Raw genomic sequence first — 16055 nt, forward strand, 5'->3', positions numbered from 1 at the left:
GACTGGTGATCGGCTTACAGGTGTGAGGCATACCGGCCGCGGCGGCGACCAGGTGCTCGGCCTACGTGTCAGAGGGCGCCGTCGAGTGCGGCGTTGACCAGGCGTTCGGCGTAGGCGCGGTCCACCGGGTTCCCGGTGATCAGAACGCGGTAGTAAAGCGCTCCGGCGAGCTGCTCCAGGAGCGTCATGGCGTCGACGTCCGGGCGGAGCCTGCCCTGGTCGCGGGCGCGTTCGATGAGCCGGCAGGCCAGCGCGTTGCGGCGGGCGTAGACCTCCCGCTCCAGCTCGCCGACGTCGTCGTGCCGCGCGGCGGCGGCGACCAGCTCGGCCACCGTGCCCGCCGAGCGGCTTTCCCCTCCCGGCGGCAGGCCCGCGGTACGCATCCGGTTGAGCCCGGCGGCGATCTTCTCCATGTAGTCGACGAGGTCGCGCCGGATGTCGCCGGTGTCGGTGATCTCGTCGTACGACTGCAGCCTGGCCACCACCGCCAGGGCCAGGTGGTCCTTGGTGGGCCAGCGGCGGTACAGCGTGGTCTTGGCGATGCCCACCCGCTCGGCCACCTCGTCGGTGGACAGGCCGCCGTAGCCGTGGACCAGCAGCAGCTCGGTGGCCGCCTGCAGGACCCGTTCGTCGACGTCCGCGTCGCGCGGGCGTCCCCGTGGCGCCATGGGAATCCCTCCATTCCGCTACCTGAGTAGCGAAATTAACGATACGCCGAGGCTACCCATTTCCGCAACATCGGTAGCGTAAATGGCGCAGCGCTCGAGCCATCGGCGTCGACGTCGAGAACAGGCCCGCGCTGATGTCCTCCAACTCGCCCGCAAGACGATCCAAGCCGGTCACAGGACGGCCCTGATGGACTCGATCTTGTCCTGACGAACGAAGGGAGACAGTCATGTCACGATTTTCCGGAGTCGCCAAGCGGGTTGTGATCGCCATGGCCGGGGTCCTTGGCGCCGCCGCGATCAGCGCCGCCCCGGCCGACGCCGCGTCCCGGTGGGTCACCTACACCGAAGAGGGTGTACCGATCGTCTGGGAGCACTGCTACACCTGGGAGGCCGGCGGCTACTACGGGACGTGTGGCCGCCAGCTCTGAGCCGTCCGGCCCCGCGCCGCCGGATAGGGCGAGCTCCGGCGGGCAGTCTGGGCCGCGCGTAAACGCCGGCTCAGTACGGGTCGGCCGGACGACCCGCCGTGCTCCAGCACCGGGTCACACGGCGGGTTTGGGTGGGTTACGTTCCCAGCCCTGCCGGCCCTTGCGGGCGAGCGACCACATCTGCGTGCCGCGCTCGATCTCCACCGCCGCCGCCCACGGGACCGCCGGGGCGAGCTCGAGGGTGGCGCTGTCCTTGATCCGCCGGGCCAGCTGGGGGTCCGCGGCGGCCTTGGCCACGAGCCGGGTGGCGGTGGACAGCATGGTGTGCGGTTCGGCGAGGTCCCACGCGAGCCCGCGGCGTACCGCCTCGGCGCCGGACAGCGCGGTGCCCAGGGCGCCGAGCGCGATGGCGTGCTGATAGCCGGCCGCGCGGCCCAGCAGGGACAGGTGACCGCCGCCCGGGTGGATGCCGCGCGCCACGAACCCACTGTCGAGCACCGCGTCCGGGGTGACGAGCATCAAGTCGGTGGCCAGGGCGAGGTTGAGCCCGGCGCCGACCGCGCCGCCCGTCACCAGGGACACGCTGGGCACCGGCAACCGCCCGATCTGGACGAAGGCGCCATAGACGGCGGAGGTCCGCTCGACCGACTCCGGCGCGGCCGGGTCGGCGGAGAAGGAGGCCAGGTCGCGGGTGTCGGCGCCGCTGCAGAAGTAGCCGCCCACGGCGTCGACGAGGACCGCGCCGATGGTGTCGTCGTCGCGGACGAGTGCGCAGAAGTCCCCTATGAGCGCCGCCATCTCCAGCGTGATGGCGTTCTTGCGCCGGGGGTTGTTCAGGGTGAGCCGGGCGATCCCGTCGTCGACGGTGGTGATGGCCGGCGGTTCCTCGGTCATGACGCTGCTCCTGCCTCTGAAGACATGGGTACGGCCGCACCCCGATGATCCCCGTCATCCACGATCATGCCCCGTGCGTGGCCGGCGGCGGCCACCGGCCGGGCCGGCCGGGCGTCGGCTGCGCCGCGCCGCGTGCCGGTTCTTCATCCGACGTTCATCATGCGGACAACGGGCGGCGCGATCGACTTCTCCGTGGCATCGTTGGGTCGGCTTGTGTAAAGCGTCCCCATGCTGGAGGCAATGTCCCATGCCCTCACCTGTTTCCCGTCGTTCCTTCCTCGGCCACGCCACCGCAGGCAGCCTCGGCATCGCGTTCGCCGGCAGCCTCGAGGCCATCTCCGGTCCCGCCGCGTTCGCGGCAGCGCGGCCCGCGGCCGGCTACGGCCCGCTGGTCGCCGATGCGGCCGGAGTGCTGGCCCTGCCCGCCGGATTCTCGTACCGGATCGTCGCTCAGGCGGGGGTCACCAAGCTGGAGAGCGGCGAACCGACCCCGAGCGACGCCGACGGCACCGCGAGCTTCCCGCATGGCAGAGGTGCCACGCTGGTCAACAACCACGAGATCGGCGGCGGCGAGCCGTACCGGGTGCCCACGCTGCCCGGCCTGACCTACGACCCGGGGGCCGGCGGCGGCACCACGAACATCGACGTGGACGCGCGCGGCGAGCGCATCCGCGAGTACGTCAGCCTGGCCGGCACGCACAACAACTGCGCCGGCGGCAAGACCCCCTGGAGCACCTGGCTGACCTGCGAGGAGACCGAGCAGCGCGCCGGTGGGGCCTTCCAGAAGGACCACGGGTACGTGTTCGAGGTCGACCCGTTCGACCGCCAGGCCAACCAGGACCCGGTGCCGCTGAAGTTCCTCGGCCGTTACGCGCATGAGGCCGTCGCGGTCGACCCGCACACCTCGGCGATCTACCTGACCGAGGACGCCGGCGGGCCGAACGGGCTGTACTACCGCTGGACCCCGCCGAGGAAGTTCCGCGGTGGCAAGGGTGCGCTGCGGGCGCTGGCGCTGTCCGAAGGCGGCGACACCGCGGGCAAGCTGGAGGCGATGAGCTGCTACCAGGACGACAAGCACATCGCCGACCTGTCGGAGGCGACGGCGCCGGGCACCCGGTACAAGGTCCGCTGGGTCGAGGTGCCCGACCGCGACGCGAAGACCACGTCGACCCGCAAGCAGTTCACCGACGACCAGATCACCCGCAGCCGCAAGCTGGAGGGTGCCTGGTGGTCCGACGGGGGCGCGTACTTCGTGGCCAGCTTCGCCCGCCACAGCGACGGCAGCACGAACGAGCACGACGGCCAGGTGTGGTTCTACGACCCGCGCCACGAGACGATCACGCTCAAGGTCCTCTTCGGCGTCAACCCCGACCCCGCCCAGGACACGAACTTCGACGGCCCCGACAACATCACGGTCTCGCCGTACGGCGGGGTGATCCTCGCCGAGGACGGCGAGGGCATCCAGCACCTGGTGGGCGTCACCGATCGCGGCCAGTCGTACCCGATCGCGCGTAACGACTTCAACGACAGCGAGTTCACCGGCCCGACCTTCAGCGCCGACGGCCGCATCCTGTTCGCCAACATCCAGACGCCGGGGTACGTCTTCGCCATCACCGGCCCCTGGCAGCGCCGCGACAAGGACGGCGACTAAGACGGTCGCCGCCCCCGGTACACGGCCCGCCCACGTGCGGCCGTGTACCGGGGCGGCCACGTCAGCCGGTGAAGCGGATCGTCGCCCCTCGGCCGGTGATCGACAGCGCCCGGAAGTCGAGCTCGCCGATGCCCCCGGAGGTGCCCTCTCCCAGGTAGGCGGTGCTCCCCCCGCTCCACACGACGATGACGTCCGCGCCGGCCATCTCGTTGTACTCCTTGGCGACGTGCACCCAGCCGCTCAGGCCGTACTTCTTGGCGACGCGGAACTTCACTGGCTTCGTGAACGTGAACTTGCACTTCCCGTCGTAGCATCCGCGGAGGCTGGGCCTGGCCGCGGCGGCGGCCGGGCTCGCGGCCAGGGCGGGCGCCGCGAGCAGGGCGCACGCGAGGGACAGGGCGGTGAGGGCCTTCCGGTGCATGGTCTCCCTTTCTCTGGGTTCGCAAGGGCCTTTGTACCGGCGGCGGCCCGGGAGGGGTCCCGGCGCACGTTTCCCGGGATGATTGAATCGGGTCTCACCCGATCGCGAAGAGGGAGCCATGACGGTGGACCGCGAACGTAGCGTGGTGTTCGGAGAGGCGGTCGATCAGTACGAGTCGGCCAGGCCCGGCTATCCCGCCCAGCTCGTCACCGAGGTGCTGGACTACGCGCCGCCCGGCCCGGTGCTGGAGGTGGGCGCGGGCACGGGCAAGGCCACAGCGGGCTTCGCCGCCCGGGGCGCGGATCTGACCTGTATCGAGCCCGACCCCAGGATGGCCGCCGCGCTGACGGCCAAGTGCCCGGGCGCCCGGGTGGAGATCGGCATTTTCGAGGAGTACGTCCCCGACCGGGCGTTCGCCCTGCTCTACTCCGGGCAGGCCTGGCACTGGGTCGACGGGAAGAGGCGCTGGGACCTCGCCCACGCCGCGCTGGCGCCGTCGGGAGCGGTCGCGGTCTTCTGGAACCACTACGTCGTCACCGATCCCGGTCTGCGATCGGCGCTGGCCGCGGTGGACGCGCGCTACGGGGTGACGTCGTCGAGCCTGCACCGCGACGACTCGGTCCGGGCCGAGCAATCGGGGCGCGAGCTGGCGGACGACCCTCGCTTCACCGACCTCGGCCAGCGCCGCTACACGCGCGCCGGACGGTACGGAGCCGGCCGCTACCTGGATCTGGTCCGCTCCATCTCCGCCTACAGGATCCTGGACCCCGGCACCCGCGAGGCGCTGTTGCTGGAGATCGCCGCGCTGCTGGGCGAGGGCGTGGACATGACCTTCGCCACCGACCTCACCCTCGCCCGCCGGGCACACTGACCCGGCGCTCAACGCCCCGGGCCGCCGGCCCTTTCCAGCTCGGCCAGGTCGGCGGTGTGGTCGCGCTCCATCGCGGCCGCCAGCTCGCGTGCCTCGGGCGCGCCGCCCGAGCTCTGCTCGCCCTTGGCCACCAGCACGAGCTGGTCCAGATACGCCCGGAACAACGCGACGAACCGCCGGTCGAAGGCGTCGTCCCGCAGGCCGGTCAGCGTGCGGAGGTCGCCGGCCGTGGGCATGCCCGGCATGTCGTGCTGGGCGTGCGGGTTCTCGCCGGTGACGCGCGTCCGGGCGAGCAGGGCGCGCAGCCGGGCGCGTTCGTTCTCGTGTTTCCTGACGAGCCGGGCGGCCAGGTCTGCGAGCGCCCGGCTGCCGGAGCGCCCGCGAACAAGCCCGAGCAGCGGCAGCGCGCGGGTGTGCAGGGCGTCGGCGAGCTGCAGCCAGGCCACGTCGGTGGCGTTGAACCCCTTCTCGGGCTGCTCCGGAGCCGGGGAGCACCCGAGCAGCAGGACGGACAACAGCAGGAACACGAAGACCCGTACCACCGGCGTCCCACCTGATCGGGCCCGGGCGGACCGGAAGGCCCGCCCGGGCAGCGGAGGCCTCACCTACGACGGGCGCCCGTCGGCGCCGCACTTGACGATGGGACGGATGCAGTCACGCACCCGGCGCTCCATCTCCGCGGCCGGCCAGGCGTTGAAGAAGTCGCCGTGCATCGTGAACCCGGCTCCCGACGCCAGCCGGAAGTGCGACGGGTCGCCGCTCACCGGGTACCGGATCACCTGCCGCAGCTTCGGCACGGGCACGGGATGCGTGCTGGGACAGGCGCCGGCCACCGGATAGGCCATGTGGCTCTTGTGGTCGGCCGAGTCCAGGTCACGCCCGTTCCAGCACTGCGGGAAATCCAGGTACGACTCCAGCATCGTCCCCGACGGGCAGTTGACGAAGTCCTTCGACGGAGGCACCTCCCCGGCGTGCAGGCACGACCACCGGGCGTTCGACGAGCCGTCGGGGCCGGTCGCCTTGGCGTTGCCCGCCACGATCCGCAGCCCCAGCGGCATCGGCTGGGTCGTGGCGATGATGTCGTCACGCACCCCTTCGCCCAGATAGTAGAAGGTGACGATGGCCGGCTCGACCGCAGCGCCGTCCTGGTAGAAGGTCGGCACCCAGTACGAGGACTTGTCGACGGCCGGGTTGCAGTTCGTGGCGCCGTTCTGCAGGTCGGACAGCTGTGTGTAGGCGTTCGTGACGTGACTGCCGAAGAAGCTGTGCATGTGCGAGGCGCCGGGCAGCCCCGGGAAGACGATCGGGTCGTCCGGCAGCCGGTGGCTGAACGGGCAGTCGGCGAGGAACTCCGCCACCCGGATCACCCGGGCCTCGGCCGGGCGCGCCGCGACGGCGACCATGCCGATCAGCAGGGATAACAGCGCGAGCAGTGTGGTTTTCCGGTTTTTCATCGGTAGACCCTCACGTAGTCGACGAGCATGCGGGAGGGGAACGGGGTGGCGGCGTTGGGCGGACCCGGCCAGTCACCGCCGATCGCCAGGTTGAGGATGAGGTAGAACGGGTGGTCGAAGATCCACGGACCGCGCGTCTGCTCCACCTGGTCCTTGCTCAGCGTGAACACCGTCCTGCCGTCGAGCGTGTACACGATGCCCTTGCTGTCCCAGTTCGCGGCCCAGACGTGGAAGTCGTCGGAGAAGTCCGCGCCGTTCGGCAGGGTGTACGGCGAGCCGATGCCTCCGCCGCCGTTGTACGCGGGCGCGTGCACGGTCGAGTAGGACGTCTTCACGTCCTTGCCGAGGATCTCCATGATGTCGACCTCGCCGTTGTACGGCCACGGCCGCCCGGTCAGGAAGTCGGCCCCCATCATCCAGAACGCCGGCCAGAACCCGTTGCCCTTGGGCACCTTGATCCTGGCCTCGACCCGGCCGTACGTGAACTGGAACTTCGTGCCGGTGTTCATCCTGGCGGAGGTGTATTGGCAGGTGCCGCTGCCGGTCAGCGGGTCCGTCGGGCAGGTCGTGCCCGGCGTGGCCTGCTTGCGTGCCTCCATGACCAGGTTTCCCTGTCCGTCCATGGAGGCGTTGTCGTGGTCGGTGTAGTACTCCAGCTCGTTGTTCGGCCCGGTACCCGGGTCGGCCCGCCACTTGGCGGCGTCCGGCTTGCTGCCGGCCGGGCCGTTGAACTCGTCGCTCCACACCAGGGCCGGCGGGTTGGCCGGGTCCTTCGGCGGTGCGGGCGGATCGACGGGGTTGCCGCCGGTGCCGTACACCTGGAACTCCCACAGGCTGTAGCCGTAGGCGCCGGCCCGCTTCGTGCCGTACATCCGGACGTACCGGCCCGAGCCGCTGACGTTCAGCGTCTGCTTGAAGCCTGTGGCGGTGGTGGTGCTGTAGACGGTCGTCCAGGTGTTCGCGTCGGGCGACACCTGGATCTGGTACGACGTGGCGTAGGCCGGGTCCCACTGCAGGACGACCCTGCTGATCTGCGCGGTCGCGCCCAGGTCCACATAGATCCAGCCGGGGTCGACCCAGCCGGTGGTGGAGCTGGTGGCCCACCTGCTGGCGGGGTCGAGGTCGAACGCCCTGGCGGGGGTGCACTCCCAGCAGTTGCCGTCGCTCTGGGAGCTGGAGGCCACGCCGGGCTTGTTGTACGACAGCAGCCTCTCGCCGCCCGAGCCGCCTCCGGTCCCGTAAACCCTGAACTCCCAGAGGCTGTAGCCGTACTGGGTGGCGCGCTGGGTGCCGTAAACGCGGACGTACCGGCCGCTGCCCGACACGTTCAGCGTCTGGTCGCCGCCGGTGCCGGTGGTCGTGGAGTGGACGGTGGTCCAGGACGTGCCGTCCGCCGACACCTGCACCTGGAAGGCGGTGGCGTACGCGGTCTCCCAGCTCAGCTGCACCTGGCTGATGGACGCGCTGGCCCCGAGGTCGACCTGGATCCACTGGGGGTCGGAGAAGGCGCTGGACCAGCGGGTGCCCGGGTCGCCGTCGACGGCCGCCGAGGCGGGGAAGGCCACGTTCTCGGTGGAGGAGGCGGTGGCGGTCTTGCCCTGGGACAGGAGGGGGTCGGCGGCGGCGGTCGCGGGCAGGACCGCCGTCAGCGACAGTGTGATCATGAGGGCGACGAGTGTCCCGAGGCGTCGCAGGCTCGGACTGAGGGGTGGACTCACGACGTCTCCGTCAAAGATGGGGGGGCGTTGGTTCGGGGAGCGCTCTCTGAGATGGAGAGTGCGCGCGTCTTCTACCGCTGTCAAGGCCCGGGTTAATACGCGCGAAACCCCATCGTCACGTGAGAGAGCGCTCCCTCCGCCGGGTCGGGGCGATTGCGGTCACGCGTGAGCTGGGGCGACGCGTCCGCCCACGGAATGGCGGCACTCGGCGCACCAAGCCAGGGAGAACTTGGGAATCACGGCCTTCTTGACAGCCGTCGGCGCCGGAACGCACCCTCGTGGGGAAGCGCTCTCTCACCACGATCAGGGATCATCGGGGCCGCGCGGGGGCTCGATGGCGCCATCGGATGAGACGCAGGATGCCGGCCCCCGCGAAGTACACGATCAAGGCCACGATCGGCAGACCGCTGAGTGTGTGACCCCGCGGGCCGGTCACCGCGAGGGTGAGGAGCCCGGCCACCACACCGGCGACGCCGAGGACGGTCAGAACGCCCGCCGTAACCCCGGCCGTGGCTCCCGGCCCTGGGCTCGGACCGGCACGCCGCTCGACGGGACCGAACACCATGACCAGCACGCCGAGGATCAGGGCCAGGACGACGAGCCAGGGCAACCGCAGCAGCAGCCACGCGGGTGTCCCGGGCGGCGGGGACGGCAGCAGTCCGGTCGGATAGAGCGCCAGTGCGCCGAGCACGACGGCGGTCATGTGCCACAGGAAAAGGGTCATGATGACCGAGTTGATCGCCACGACGACGGTCCAGGAGCGCGGCCGCCGCAGCCATCGGCCGGCCGGGCCGTGGAACGCCAGGGCCAGCCCGGCCTGGGTCGCGGCCAGCGCCAGCAGCGCCAGAGTGGGCGGCGAGGTGTTCTGGACGGTCTCCCCCGCGATCCCGACCATGCTGACCGGATAGGGGCCGAGCACCGTCAACGCCACCAGGGCCGCCAGCCCCGAGAACGCCAGCGGCACGCCGACGCCCGGCCGGGCGGGCAGCCGCCCGTCCTGCCAGGCGAAGCCGAGCTGGTGGACGGCCAGCCAGCCGAACAGGAAGTTGCCCTGGCCCGCGGCGGGAACCCGCAGCGCCAGCCGGGCCGCGTCGCCGAGTCCGACCAGGACGACCAGCGCGATCGGCACGGCCAGGCCGTACCGGCGGTGCAGGGCATGGGTCAGCGGGGTGAGGGCCACCACGGCCACATAGGCCACCAGGAACCACAGCGGGATCCCGGCCACCCACATCGCGGTCGCGACCAGGCCGGGATCGACGCCCAGCGCCCCGGCCAGCAGGGCCGCCGCCGTCAGTACGGCCAGCAGCACGGTGGTGGGGCGTATCAGCCGGTCGGTCCGGCGCAGCGTCCAGCAGGTGGCGTCGCCGCCGCGGGCGCGGTGGGCCGTGAGAGAGGCGGCGTTGGCGTATCCGCCGACCAGGAAGAAGACGGGCATGACCTGGAACAGCCAGGTCAGCGGGCGCGTCCACGGCACGACTTCGAGTGCGCTGCCGCCCTGCGGACGCCCGTCGTAGCTCACGTACACCACCAGCCAGTGGCCCACGACCACGGCCGCGATCGCGATGGCGCGAAGCAGGTCGACGTGACGGTCCCGGTGCGCCGGGGTCCGCTCGGCCAGCCGACGCATACCTCGCCCCCGTGACTCGCTCGACTTCACCGAACGGCCTACCCCGCGCAGCCGAGCTGTCACACCCCGCACCCGCGGTGTCCGGCGGTCGCGTCGTGCCCGGGTCAGCTCTGGACGGTGAACGCGGCGAAGCCGGTGGTCTGCCAGGTGTGGCCGCGCGCGGTCACCGCGAACGCTTCCAGGCCGGTGCGCTCCTCGACCCAGTCGCGGGCGGCCTCACCCATGGCGAACGCGGCGGTCGCGTACGCGTCGACAGCGGTCAGGCGGGGCCCGACGAGAGTGATGGACACCAGCTCGGCGGCGGGGAGCCCGGTGTGCGGGTCGATGATGTGCGGGCCGCGCTCGGCGCTGCCCGAGGTGGCCACGGCCAGGTCGTGACCCGTGACCACGGTGCGGAGGGCGCCGGGCCGCAGCGGGTCGGCGATCCCGATCCGCCACGGGATGGGGCCGGGACCGAGCTGGATGTCGCCGCCGCCGTTGACGCAGTGGCGGGGCGCGCCCGCCTCGGACAGCAGCAGGGATGCCCGCTCGATCGCCCACCCCTTCACCAGACCGGACGGCTCCAAACGACCGCCTTGATATGTCGCGAAATATCCGCCAGTCTGCCGTTCGACCTGTGCGCACAGCGCGAGCACCTGTCCCACCTCGGGCGGGCAGTCGTCCACGCCGAGCTCGCCCCGGGCCAGGCGGCTGACCGCGCTGTCCGGCCGGTAGGTGGAGAAGACCTCGTCCACGTGGTGCAGCCAGGCGACGGCCCGCGCCACCGCGTCATCGGCCTCGTGGCGTACGTCGAAGGAGAAGACGGTGCCCATCGCCTTCTCGACGTGGCGGGTCACAGCCCGGCCCGGTCGATGGCGCTCTGCAGGGAGCGTGTGTAGCCGTCGCTGGTGTACGTGGCCCCGGAGACGGAGTCGATCTGCGCGCTCTGGGCTGAGAGGGCCTCCTGCTGGAGTATGGGCAGCGCCCTGTTGTTGATCTCGATGTCGCGCCGGTTGCCGTCCGGGGCCTGGAGCACCTGGACGTCGGTGATCTTGCCGCCGGTGAGGGCGATCCGCACCTGCACGGGTCCCCAGCGGGTGTCGGCGACGTCCCCGTCGACGGTCCGGCTGCCGGAGGGCTTCCCGGCCGAGCCGGTGGAGCCCTGTGCCGTCGGCGGAGACGACTGGGCCTGGGTGGGGGCCAGGGCGGCGGGCGGCTCGGCGACGCCCGCGACGTCGTGTGGCTTGAACGACAGCAGCAGCACCAGGCCGATGGCGGTGACCACCACCGCGAACAGCACCCTGCGCATGGCAGACCTCCGCAGAACTCCGAACTCAGAACTCGAACGACTCGTGATGGATCCGGCGATGGGGCACACCCGCCGCCCGCAGTGCCTTGATCGCCGCCCGGGTCAACTCGGGCGGCCCGCACACGTACACGTCGTGCTCGCGCAGATCGGGCAGCAGGCGCTCGAGACCGTCGAACAGGTCCGTGGACCTGGGCCCGGTCGAGTAGTACGCCGTGGCGTCACCGCGGGCTGCGATGATCTCCTCCAGCTCGTCCTTGAAGAGCACCTCCTCGGACGTGCGGGCGCGGTAGAGCAGCGTCACCCGTCCGGGCAGCGTCTCGAACAGGGCACGTAGCGGGGTGATGCCGACGCCGCCCGCGACCAGCAATGACTTGCCGCCCCGGCCGAGGCGCGCGGTGAACCCGCCGTACGGTCCCTCGGCGAGCACCGGGGTGCCCGGCCGCAGCCGGGCGAGGGCCGCGCTGTGATCGCCCAGCGCCTTGACCGTGATGCGCAGCCCGCCGGCGTGGGGCGCCGCCGACAACGAGTACGGATTCGCCGACCACCACAGCCCGCGGGCCAGGAACCGCCAGCGGAAGAACTGGCCGGGCTCAGCCCGCAGCCGCCGCAGCCCGCGCCCGGTGAGGTGGACCGAGACCACGCCGGGGGCGTCGGCGGTGACGCCGGCCACGCGGAGCCGGTGCCGCGCCCACAACCTGACCGGGCCCAGGAAGCGGTACCAGACCAGCAGCACGGCCACCCCGAGATAGAGGGCGTACCAGGCGAGCCGGGCCACGCGGTCGCCGGTGAACTGGGCACCGGTCGCGAGCTGGTGCCCGAACGCCAGCCAGGCCGCCAGATAGGTGTAGAAGTGCAGGTAGAACCACGTTTCGTAGCGCAACCTCCGGCGCGCGGCGCGGGCCGACACCAGGGCGATCCCGAGCAGCAGCAGGCAGGCCGCTGTCGCCTTCAGCATGTCGGGGAAGGTCAGCACCATGGTCGCCGTCTCGTCCACCACGCCGACGCGGTCGGCCACGGCGTATCCCCAGATGACGGCCAGCACGTGCGCCGTGACGAGCCCGATGACGTACCGGCCGCCCATGGCGTGCCACCGGGCCAGCCGGTCGCTGCCCACGCCGTGTTCGAGCGCCGGGACCCTGGCCATGAGCCCGAGCAGCACCGCCAGCCCGTACCCGGCCAGCAGGCCCAGGACGCGGCCGCTCTCGGTCAGCCAGCCGTCCAGCCCCGCCACAGCGGGCGTGCCGCGCCACCACAGGGCGATGACAGCGATCCCGCCCGCCACCACGGCGGCCAGCAGCATCCCCGGCCGGACGCCGCGGCCCGGGGGCGCCGTGACGCCCGTTCCCCGGGCGGTAACGTGAGCTGTGGTCATGGGCCACAACGTGCCAGCTCAATCTATGTTTTTCCTCTGAACGGCGCTCTCAGAGGATTCTCAGAGCAAGCTCGTATTTTCTCGTCAGGGGGTGAAAATGAGCATTCTGTCGCGCCCGGACGGCACGCCGATCCGCGTGCTCGTCGTGGACGACGAGCCGGACCTGCTGGAGGTGCTGGAAAGGACGCTGCGCCAGGAAGGCTGGCAGGTACGCGCGGTGGCGAGCGGGGACGCCGCCATCCGGGAGGCGGAGCGGTTCGCCCCGGACGCGGCGATCCTGGACATCATGCTGCCCGACCTCAACGGGCTGGAGCTGATGCGCCGGCTCAGGGAGCGCACGCCCGAGCTGTGTGTGCTGTTCCTGACCGCGCGGGACGCCGTGGAGGACCGGATCGCGGGCATCACGGCGGGCGGCGACGACTACGTGACCAAGCCGTTCAGCCTGGAGGAGGTGCTCGCCCGCCTGCGCGGGCTGCTGCGCCGGGCGGGCATGGCACGGCCGGGCGACGGCGACCGGCTCGTCGTGGGTGACCTGTCCATGGACGAGGAGTCCCGTGAGGTGACCAGGGGCGGCACGCTGATCGACCTGACGCCGACGGAGTTCGAGCTGCTGCGGCTGCTCATGTGCAACCCGCGCAGGGTGCTGACCAAGGCGCAGATCCTCGACGACGTCTGGTCCTACGACTTCGGCGGCCAGGCGCACGTGGTGGAGCTCTACATCAGCTACCTGCGCAAGAAGATCGACGCGGGCCGCCGACCGCTGATCCACACCGTCCGCGGCGTCGGATACGTGCTCAAGCCGTGAAGCTCCTGCCGCGAACGATCAGGGCCAAGATGATCGCCGGGCTGCTCGTGCTGCTGGCGCTCTCGTGCGCGGTCCTCGGCGTCGCCACGTCGCTGGCGATGGACCGCTTCCTGCTCGGCCGCATCGACCAGCAGCTCGCCGGTTACGGCATACGGTTCGCCGCAAGCCTGGAGCACGGCGAGGACACGCGCGGGCAGGCCCGGGACACGTTCGGCGCGCGGCTGGTCGGCGGGCGCGTCACCCAGGCGGCGGTCGTGTCGCGGGAGGCCGCGCTCCCGGTGCGGCTGAGCAGTCAGGACGAGCAGGCGCTGGCCGCGGTTCCGGTCGGCGGCCCTCCGGAGACCGTGGACCTGTCCGGCCTGGACGACTACCGGGTCCGCGCCGTCCCGGGCCGGGACGGGGACGTCCTGATCACCGGGCTCTCACTGCACGGGGTGGAGGAGGCCGTGGGCCGGCTGCAGCTGCTCGAGCTGTCGATGTTCACGGGCACGATCGCCGTCGCCGGTGTCGCCGGCGCCGTCTGGGTACGCCTGTCACTGCGCCCCCTGCAACGCATCGCCACGACCGCCCGCAAGGTCAGCGAGCTGCCCTTGGCCAGCGGCGAGGTGACCCTGGGCGAACGCGTGCCCGACACCGACCCGCGAACCGAGACGGGCCTGGTGGGAGCCGCGTTCAACCGCATGCTGGGCCACGTGGAGTCCGCGCTGGCCCGCAGGCACGCCGTCGAGCAGCGGCTGCGCTCCTTCGCCGCCGACGCGAGCCACGAGCTGCGCACGCCCCTCGCCTCGATCCGCGGGCACGCCGAGCTCGCGCTGCGCGACCGCGGGCAGATGTCAGATGACATACGGCACGCGCTGAACAGGATCGACGCCGAGTCCGGACGGATGAGCGAGCTCGTCGACGAGCTGCTCCTGCTGGTCCGGCTGGACGAGGGACGCCCGCTGGCCAGGGAGGAGGTCGACCTGACCCGCCTGGCCATCGAGGCCACGGGCGACGCGCGGGCCGCCTCCCCCGGCCACCTCTGGCGGCTGGAACTGCCGGAGGAGCCGGTCACGGCGACCGGCGACCCGCTCCGGCTGCACCAGGTGCTCGCCAACCTGCTGAGCAACGCCGGCGTCCACACGCCGGACGGCACCACGGTCACCGTGGCCGTCCGCCGGCTGCCGGCCGAAGTGGAGGTCAGCGTCAGTGACGACGGGCCCGGCATACCGGCCGGCCTCTCGGAGGAGATCTTCGAGCGGTTCGCCCGCGCGGACCCCGGCCGGTCGCGGGCCACCGGCGGGGCCGGGCTCGGCCTGGCCATCGTGCGGGCCGTGATGGCCGCCCACGGCGGCTCGGTGAACGTGCGGAGCCGCCCTGGCCGGACCGAGTTCCGGCTGCTCCTGCCCGGCTAACGCACGACCTCGATGTTGGCCATCATGCCGCGGTCCTCGTGGTTGAGGATGTGGCAGTGGAGCGGGTACTTGCCGGTGAAATCCCTGAACCTCATCCTGATGACCACCTCGCCGCGGCTCGGTAGTTGCACCGTGTCCTGCCAGCCGCGGAAGTGGTAGGGCCGGCCGTTCACGCTCATCAGCTGGAAGTCGTTGACGTGCACGTGGAAGGTGTGCTGCTCGTTGGCGAGGTTGCGCACCCGCCACTCCTCCGTGGTGTTCAGCTTCGCCCGCACGTCGATCCGGTTCGGGTCGAACTGCTTGCCGTTGATGTAGAACTCGTTGCCCTTGTCGTTCTCGGAGAAGGTGATGACGCGCCGCTGGTCCACGCGGTCCTTGCTCAGGTCGTCGATCGGGGCGAATTTCGCGGGCAGTTTCGCGGGCGTCATGGGGTCTCCCGAGGACACCAGGGTGGCCAGGGCTGTCTCGGGGTAGGAGTCGCCGGCCGGGCCGGTGCTGTAGGCCGTGGTGATCAGACGGGTGCGGCCGGCCGGCGGCCCCTGCACGAGCACGTCGAACCGGCTCCCCGGCGGCATGAACAACGTCTCGGCGCTCCAGACGTGGTCGACGGGGTTGGCGTCCTGAGCCACCACGTGAAAGCGCACGCCCTGCAGCTGGACGTTGTAGGCGATGTCGGCGCCGATGTTGGCCAGCCGCCACAGCTGTGTCTCGCCGGGGCGGGTGTTCATGATCGGGTCGACCAGCCCGTTCACGGTCCGGGTGGTCGGGGCGTTGCTGTCGATGTTCGCCGTCGGGATGGCCCCCGCGTGCACCTGGAAGTCCTTCAGCGCGATCAGGCGCTCGGTGACGTGCCGCAGGCCGGGCGGCATGTACTGGTTGAGCCCGTCGATCACGATCGCGCCGGAGAGCCCCGCGAACACCTGCGGCTCGGACAGGGGGTGGGCGTGCGAGTGGTACCAGTACGTGCCCGGCGCCAGGTCCTTCGGCAGCCGGTAGGCGTAGTGGAAGGTCTGCCCCGGCATGATGTGCACGTAGATGTTGTCGGAGTTGTCGCCCGGGGAGACGTGCCAGCCGTGCGTGTGCAGGTTGGTGTGCTCCCCCAGCCGGTTCACCAGCGTCAGGTCGAGCCGGTCGCCGGGCCGCAGGCGGATCGTCGGCGGCATGTACTCGCCGTTGTACGTCAGCGCCCGCACGTCCTGGCCCGCCAGCCGTACCGTCCGCGACTCCACGACCAGCCGCACGGTCAGCCGGCCGTTCCTGCTCACCAGCTCGTGAGGCTGGCGGAACGACGGCCGCACGGACGCGGTCGGCGTCGCGGGACCGGCGGGCGCCACGCCCAGGTTGTCTGTCACCGCGGTGGTGCCGCAGCCGGCCGGCGCGGTGAGCACCAGGGCCGCTGAGGCGATGAGTCTGGACAGGGGCATGGTGCTCCTCGGACGCGACACGGACGCCCGCGTGCATGCC

The 16055-nt window shown here is 71.5% G+C and carries 16 protein-coding genes; 5 read left to right on the plus strand and 11 right to left on the minus strand.

Annotated elements, in window-relative coordinates:
* Window positions 1-68 precede the first annotated feature (68 nt).
* Window positions 69-668: a TetR/AcrR family transcriptional regulator gene (locus ACQPWU_RS37790; protein WP_433430255.1), complete on the minus strand. Its 600-nt coding sequence runs from the start codon at window positions 666-668 to the stop codon at window positions 69-71.
* A 227-nt stretch (window positions 669-895) separates the two neighbouring features.
* Between ACQPWU_RS37790 and ACQPWU_RS37795 the strand changes: the two genes are divergently transcribed.
* Window positions 896-1096, plus strand: coding sequence for a hypothetical protein (locus tag ACQPWU_RS37795; protein ID WP_433430257.1), 201 nt, complete (start codon window positions 896-898; stop codon window positions 1094-1096).
* 114 nt (window positions 1097-1210) lie between these two features.
* On the opposite strand, the gene ACQPWU_RS37800 is transcribed toward ACQPWU_RS37795, so the two are convergent.
* Window positions 1211-1990, minus strand: a complete 780-nt coding sequence (locus tag ACQPWU_RS37800; protein WP_433430258.1) for an enoyl-CoA hydratase/isomerase family protein — start codon at window positions 1988-1990, stop codon at window positions 1211-1213.
* Window positions 1991-2237: 247 nt separating this feature from the next.
* Between ACQPWU_RS37800 and ACQPWU_RS37805 the strand changes: the two genes are divergently transcribed.
* Window positions 2238-3641, plus strand: coding sequence for an alkaline phosphatase PhoX (locus tag ACQPWU_RS37805; protein ID WP_433430260.1), 1404 nt, complete (start codon window positions 2238-2240; stop codon window positions 3639-3641).
* Window positions 3642-3702: 61 nt separating this feature from the next.
* Here ACQPWU_RS37805 and ACQPWU_RS37810 read toward each other — a convergent pair whose 3' ends face one another.
* Window positions 3703-4062 (minus strand): hypothetical protein, encoded by a 360-nt coding sequence (locus ACQPWU_RS37810; protein WP_433430262.1) that lies wholly within the window; start codon window positions 4060-4062, stop codon window positions 3703-3705.
* A gap of 124 nt (window positions 4063-4186) precedes the next feature.
* On the opposite strand from ACQPWU_RS37810, the gene ACQPWU_RS37815 reads away from it, so the two are divergent.
* On the plus strand, window positions 4187-4933 hold the full coding sequence (locus ACQPWU_RS37815; protein WP_433430263.1) for a class I SAM-dependent methyltransferase: 747 nt from the start codon (window positions 4187-4189) through the stop codon (window positions 4931-4933).
* 8 nt (window positions 4934-4941) lie between these two features.
* On the opposite strand, the gene ACQPWU_RS37820 is transcribed toward ACQPWU_RS37815, so the two are convergent.
* From ACQPWU_RS37820 to ACQPWU_RS37850, 7 genes are all read right to left on the minus strand, one after another.
* Complete coding sequence (locus ACQPWU_RS37820) at window positions 4942-5475, minus strand: DUF305 domain-containing protein (protein ID WP_433430265.1); 534 nt, start codon at window positions 5473-5475, stop codon at window positions 4942-4944.
* A gap of 63 nt (window positions 5476-5538) precedes the next feature.
* The gene (locus ACQPWU_RS37825) at window positions 5539-6387 is read right to left on the minus strand and encodes a DUF1996 domain-containing protein (protein WP_433430267.1); all 849 of its coding nucleotides are present in this window, start codon (window positions 6385-6387) and stop codon (window positions 5539-5541) included.
* Window positions 6384-8051, minus strand: coding sequence for a discoidin domain-containing protein (locus ACQPWU_RS37830; protein ID WP_433430268.1), 1668 nt, complete (start codon window positions 8049-8051; stop codon window positions 6384-6386). The genes ACQPWU_RS37825 and ACQPWU_RS37830 overlap by 4 nt, the downstream gene beginning before the upstream one ends.
* 364 nt (window positions 8052-8415) lie before the next feature.
* The gene (locus tag ACQPWU_RS37835) at window positions 8416-9732 is read right to left on the minus strand and encodes an acyltransferase family protein (protein ID WP_433430270.1); all 1317 of its coding nucleotides are present in this window, start codon (window positions 9730-9732) and stop codon (window positions 8416-8418) included.
* Between the two features lie 104 nt (window positions 9733-9836).
* Window positions 9837-10568 carry an FAD:protein FMN transferase gene (locus ACQPWU_RS37840; RefSeq protein ID WP_433430272.1) on the minus strand — a complete coding sequence of 244 codons (732 nt, stop codon included), beginning with the start codon at window positions 10566-10568 and terminating at the stop codon, window positions 9837-9839.
* Window positions 10565-11020: an FMN-binding protein gene (locus ACQPWU_RS37845; protein ID WP_433430273.1), complete on the minus strand. Its 456-nt coding sequence runs from the start codon at window positions 11018-11020 to the stop codon at window positions 10565-10567. Before ACQPWU_RS37845 ends, ACQPWU_RS37840 begins: the two co-directional genes overlap by 4 nt.
* Before the next feature lie 25 nt (window positions 11021-11045).
* Window positions 11046-12392 carry a ferredoxin reductase family protein gene (locus ACQPWU_RS37850; protein WP_433430275.1) on the minus strand — a complete coding sequence of 449 codons (1347 nt, stop codon included), beginning with the start codon at window positions 12390-12392 and terminating at the stop codon, window positions 11046-11048.
* Between the two features lie 97 nt (window positions 12393-12489).
* On the opposite strand from ACQPWU_RS37850, the gene ACQPWU_RS37855 reads away from it, so the two are divergent.
* Both ACQPWU_RS37855 and ACQPWU_RS37860 read left to right on the plus strand, forming a co-directional pair.
* Window positions 12490-13197: a response regulator transcription factor gene (locus ACQPWU_RS37855; RefSeq protein ID WP_433430277.1), complete on the plus strand. Its 708-nt coding sequence runs from the start codon at window positions 12490-12492 to the stop codon at window positions 13195-13197.
* Window positions 13194-14591 (plus strand): sensor histidine kinase, encoded by a 1398-nt coding sequence (locus tag ACQPWU_RS37860; RefSeq protein WP_433430278.1) that lies wholly within the window; start codon window positions 13194-13196, stop codon window positions 14589-14591. The genes ACQPWU_RS37855 and ACQPWU_RS37860 overlap by 4 nt, the downstream gene beginning before the upstream one ends.
* Here the strand turns inward: ACQPWU_RS37860 and ACQPWU_RS37865 are convergent.
* Complete coding sequence (locus tag ACQPWU_RS37865) at window positions 14588-16015, minus strand: multicopper oxidase family protein (RefSeq protein WP_433430280.1); 1428 nt, start codon at window positions 16013-16015, stop codon at window positions 14588-14590. The two genes, ACQPWU_RS37860 and ACQPWU_RS37865, sit on opposite strands and share 4 nt — an antisense overlap.
* Window positions 16016-16055: the final 40 nt, after the last annotated feature.

The organism is Nonomuraea sp. CA-141351 (assembly GCF_050944675.1).
Classification (GTDB): Bacteria; Actinomycetota; Actinomycetes; order Streptosporangiales; family Streptosporangiaceae; genus Nonomuraea.

Coding starts and splice junctions, on each gene's coding strand:
- ACQPWU_RS37825 (WP_433430267.1), bottom strand. CDS start 6,387: ATGAAAAACCGGAAAACCACACTGCTCGCGCTGTTATCCCTGCTGATC.
- ACQPWU_RS37845 (WP_433430273.1), bottom strand. CDS start 11,020: ATGCGCAGGGTGCTGTTCGCGGTGGTGGTCACCGCCATCGGCCTGGTG.
- ACQPWU_RS37805 (WP_433430260.1), top strand. CDS start 2,238: ATGCCCTCACCTGTTTCCCGTCGTTCCTTCCTCGGCCACGCCACCGCA.
- ACQPWU_RS37810 (WP_433430262.1), bottom strand. CDS start 4,062: ATGCACCGGAAGGCCCTCACCGCCCTGTCCCTCGCGTGCGCCCTGCTC.
- ACQPWU_RS37865 (WP_433430280.1), bottom strand. CDS start 16,015: ATGCCCCTGTCCAGACTCATCGCCTCAGCGGCCCTGGTGCTCACCGCG.
- ACQPWU_RS37850 (WP_433430275.1), bottom strand. CDS start 12,392: ATGACCACAGCTCACGTTACCGCCCGGGGAACGGGCGTCACGGCGCCC.
- ACQPWU_RS37800 (WP_433430258.1), bottom strand. CDS start 1,990: ATGACCGAGGAACCGCCGGCCATCACCACCGTCGACGACGGGATCGCC.
- ACQPWU_RS37835 (WP_433430270.1), bottom strand. CDS start 9,732: ATGCGTCGGCTGGCCGAGCGGACCCCGGCGCACCGGGACCGTCACGTC.
- ACQPWU_RS37830 (WP_433430268.1), bottom strand. CDS start 8,051: ATGATCACACTGTCGCTGACGGCGGTCCTGCCCGCGACCGCCGCCGCC.
- ACQPWU_RS37790 (WP_433430255.1), bottom strand. CDS start 668: ATGGCGCCACGGGGACGCCCGCGCGACGCGGACGTCGACGAACGGGTC.
- ACQPWU_RS37855 (WP_433430277.1), top strand. CDS start 12,490: ATGAGCATTCTGTCGCGCCCGGACGGCACGCCGATCCGCGTGCTCGTC.
- ACQPWU_RS37795 (WP_433430257.1), top strand. CDS start 896: ATGTCACGATTTTCCGGAGTCGCCAAGCGGGTTGTGATCGCCATGGCC.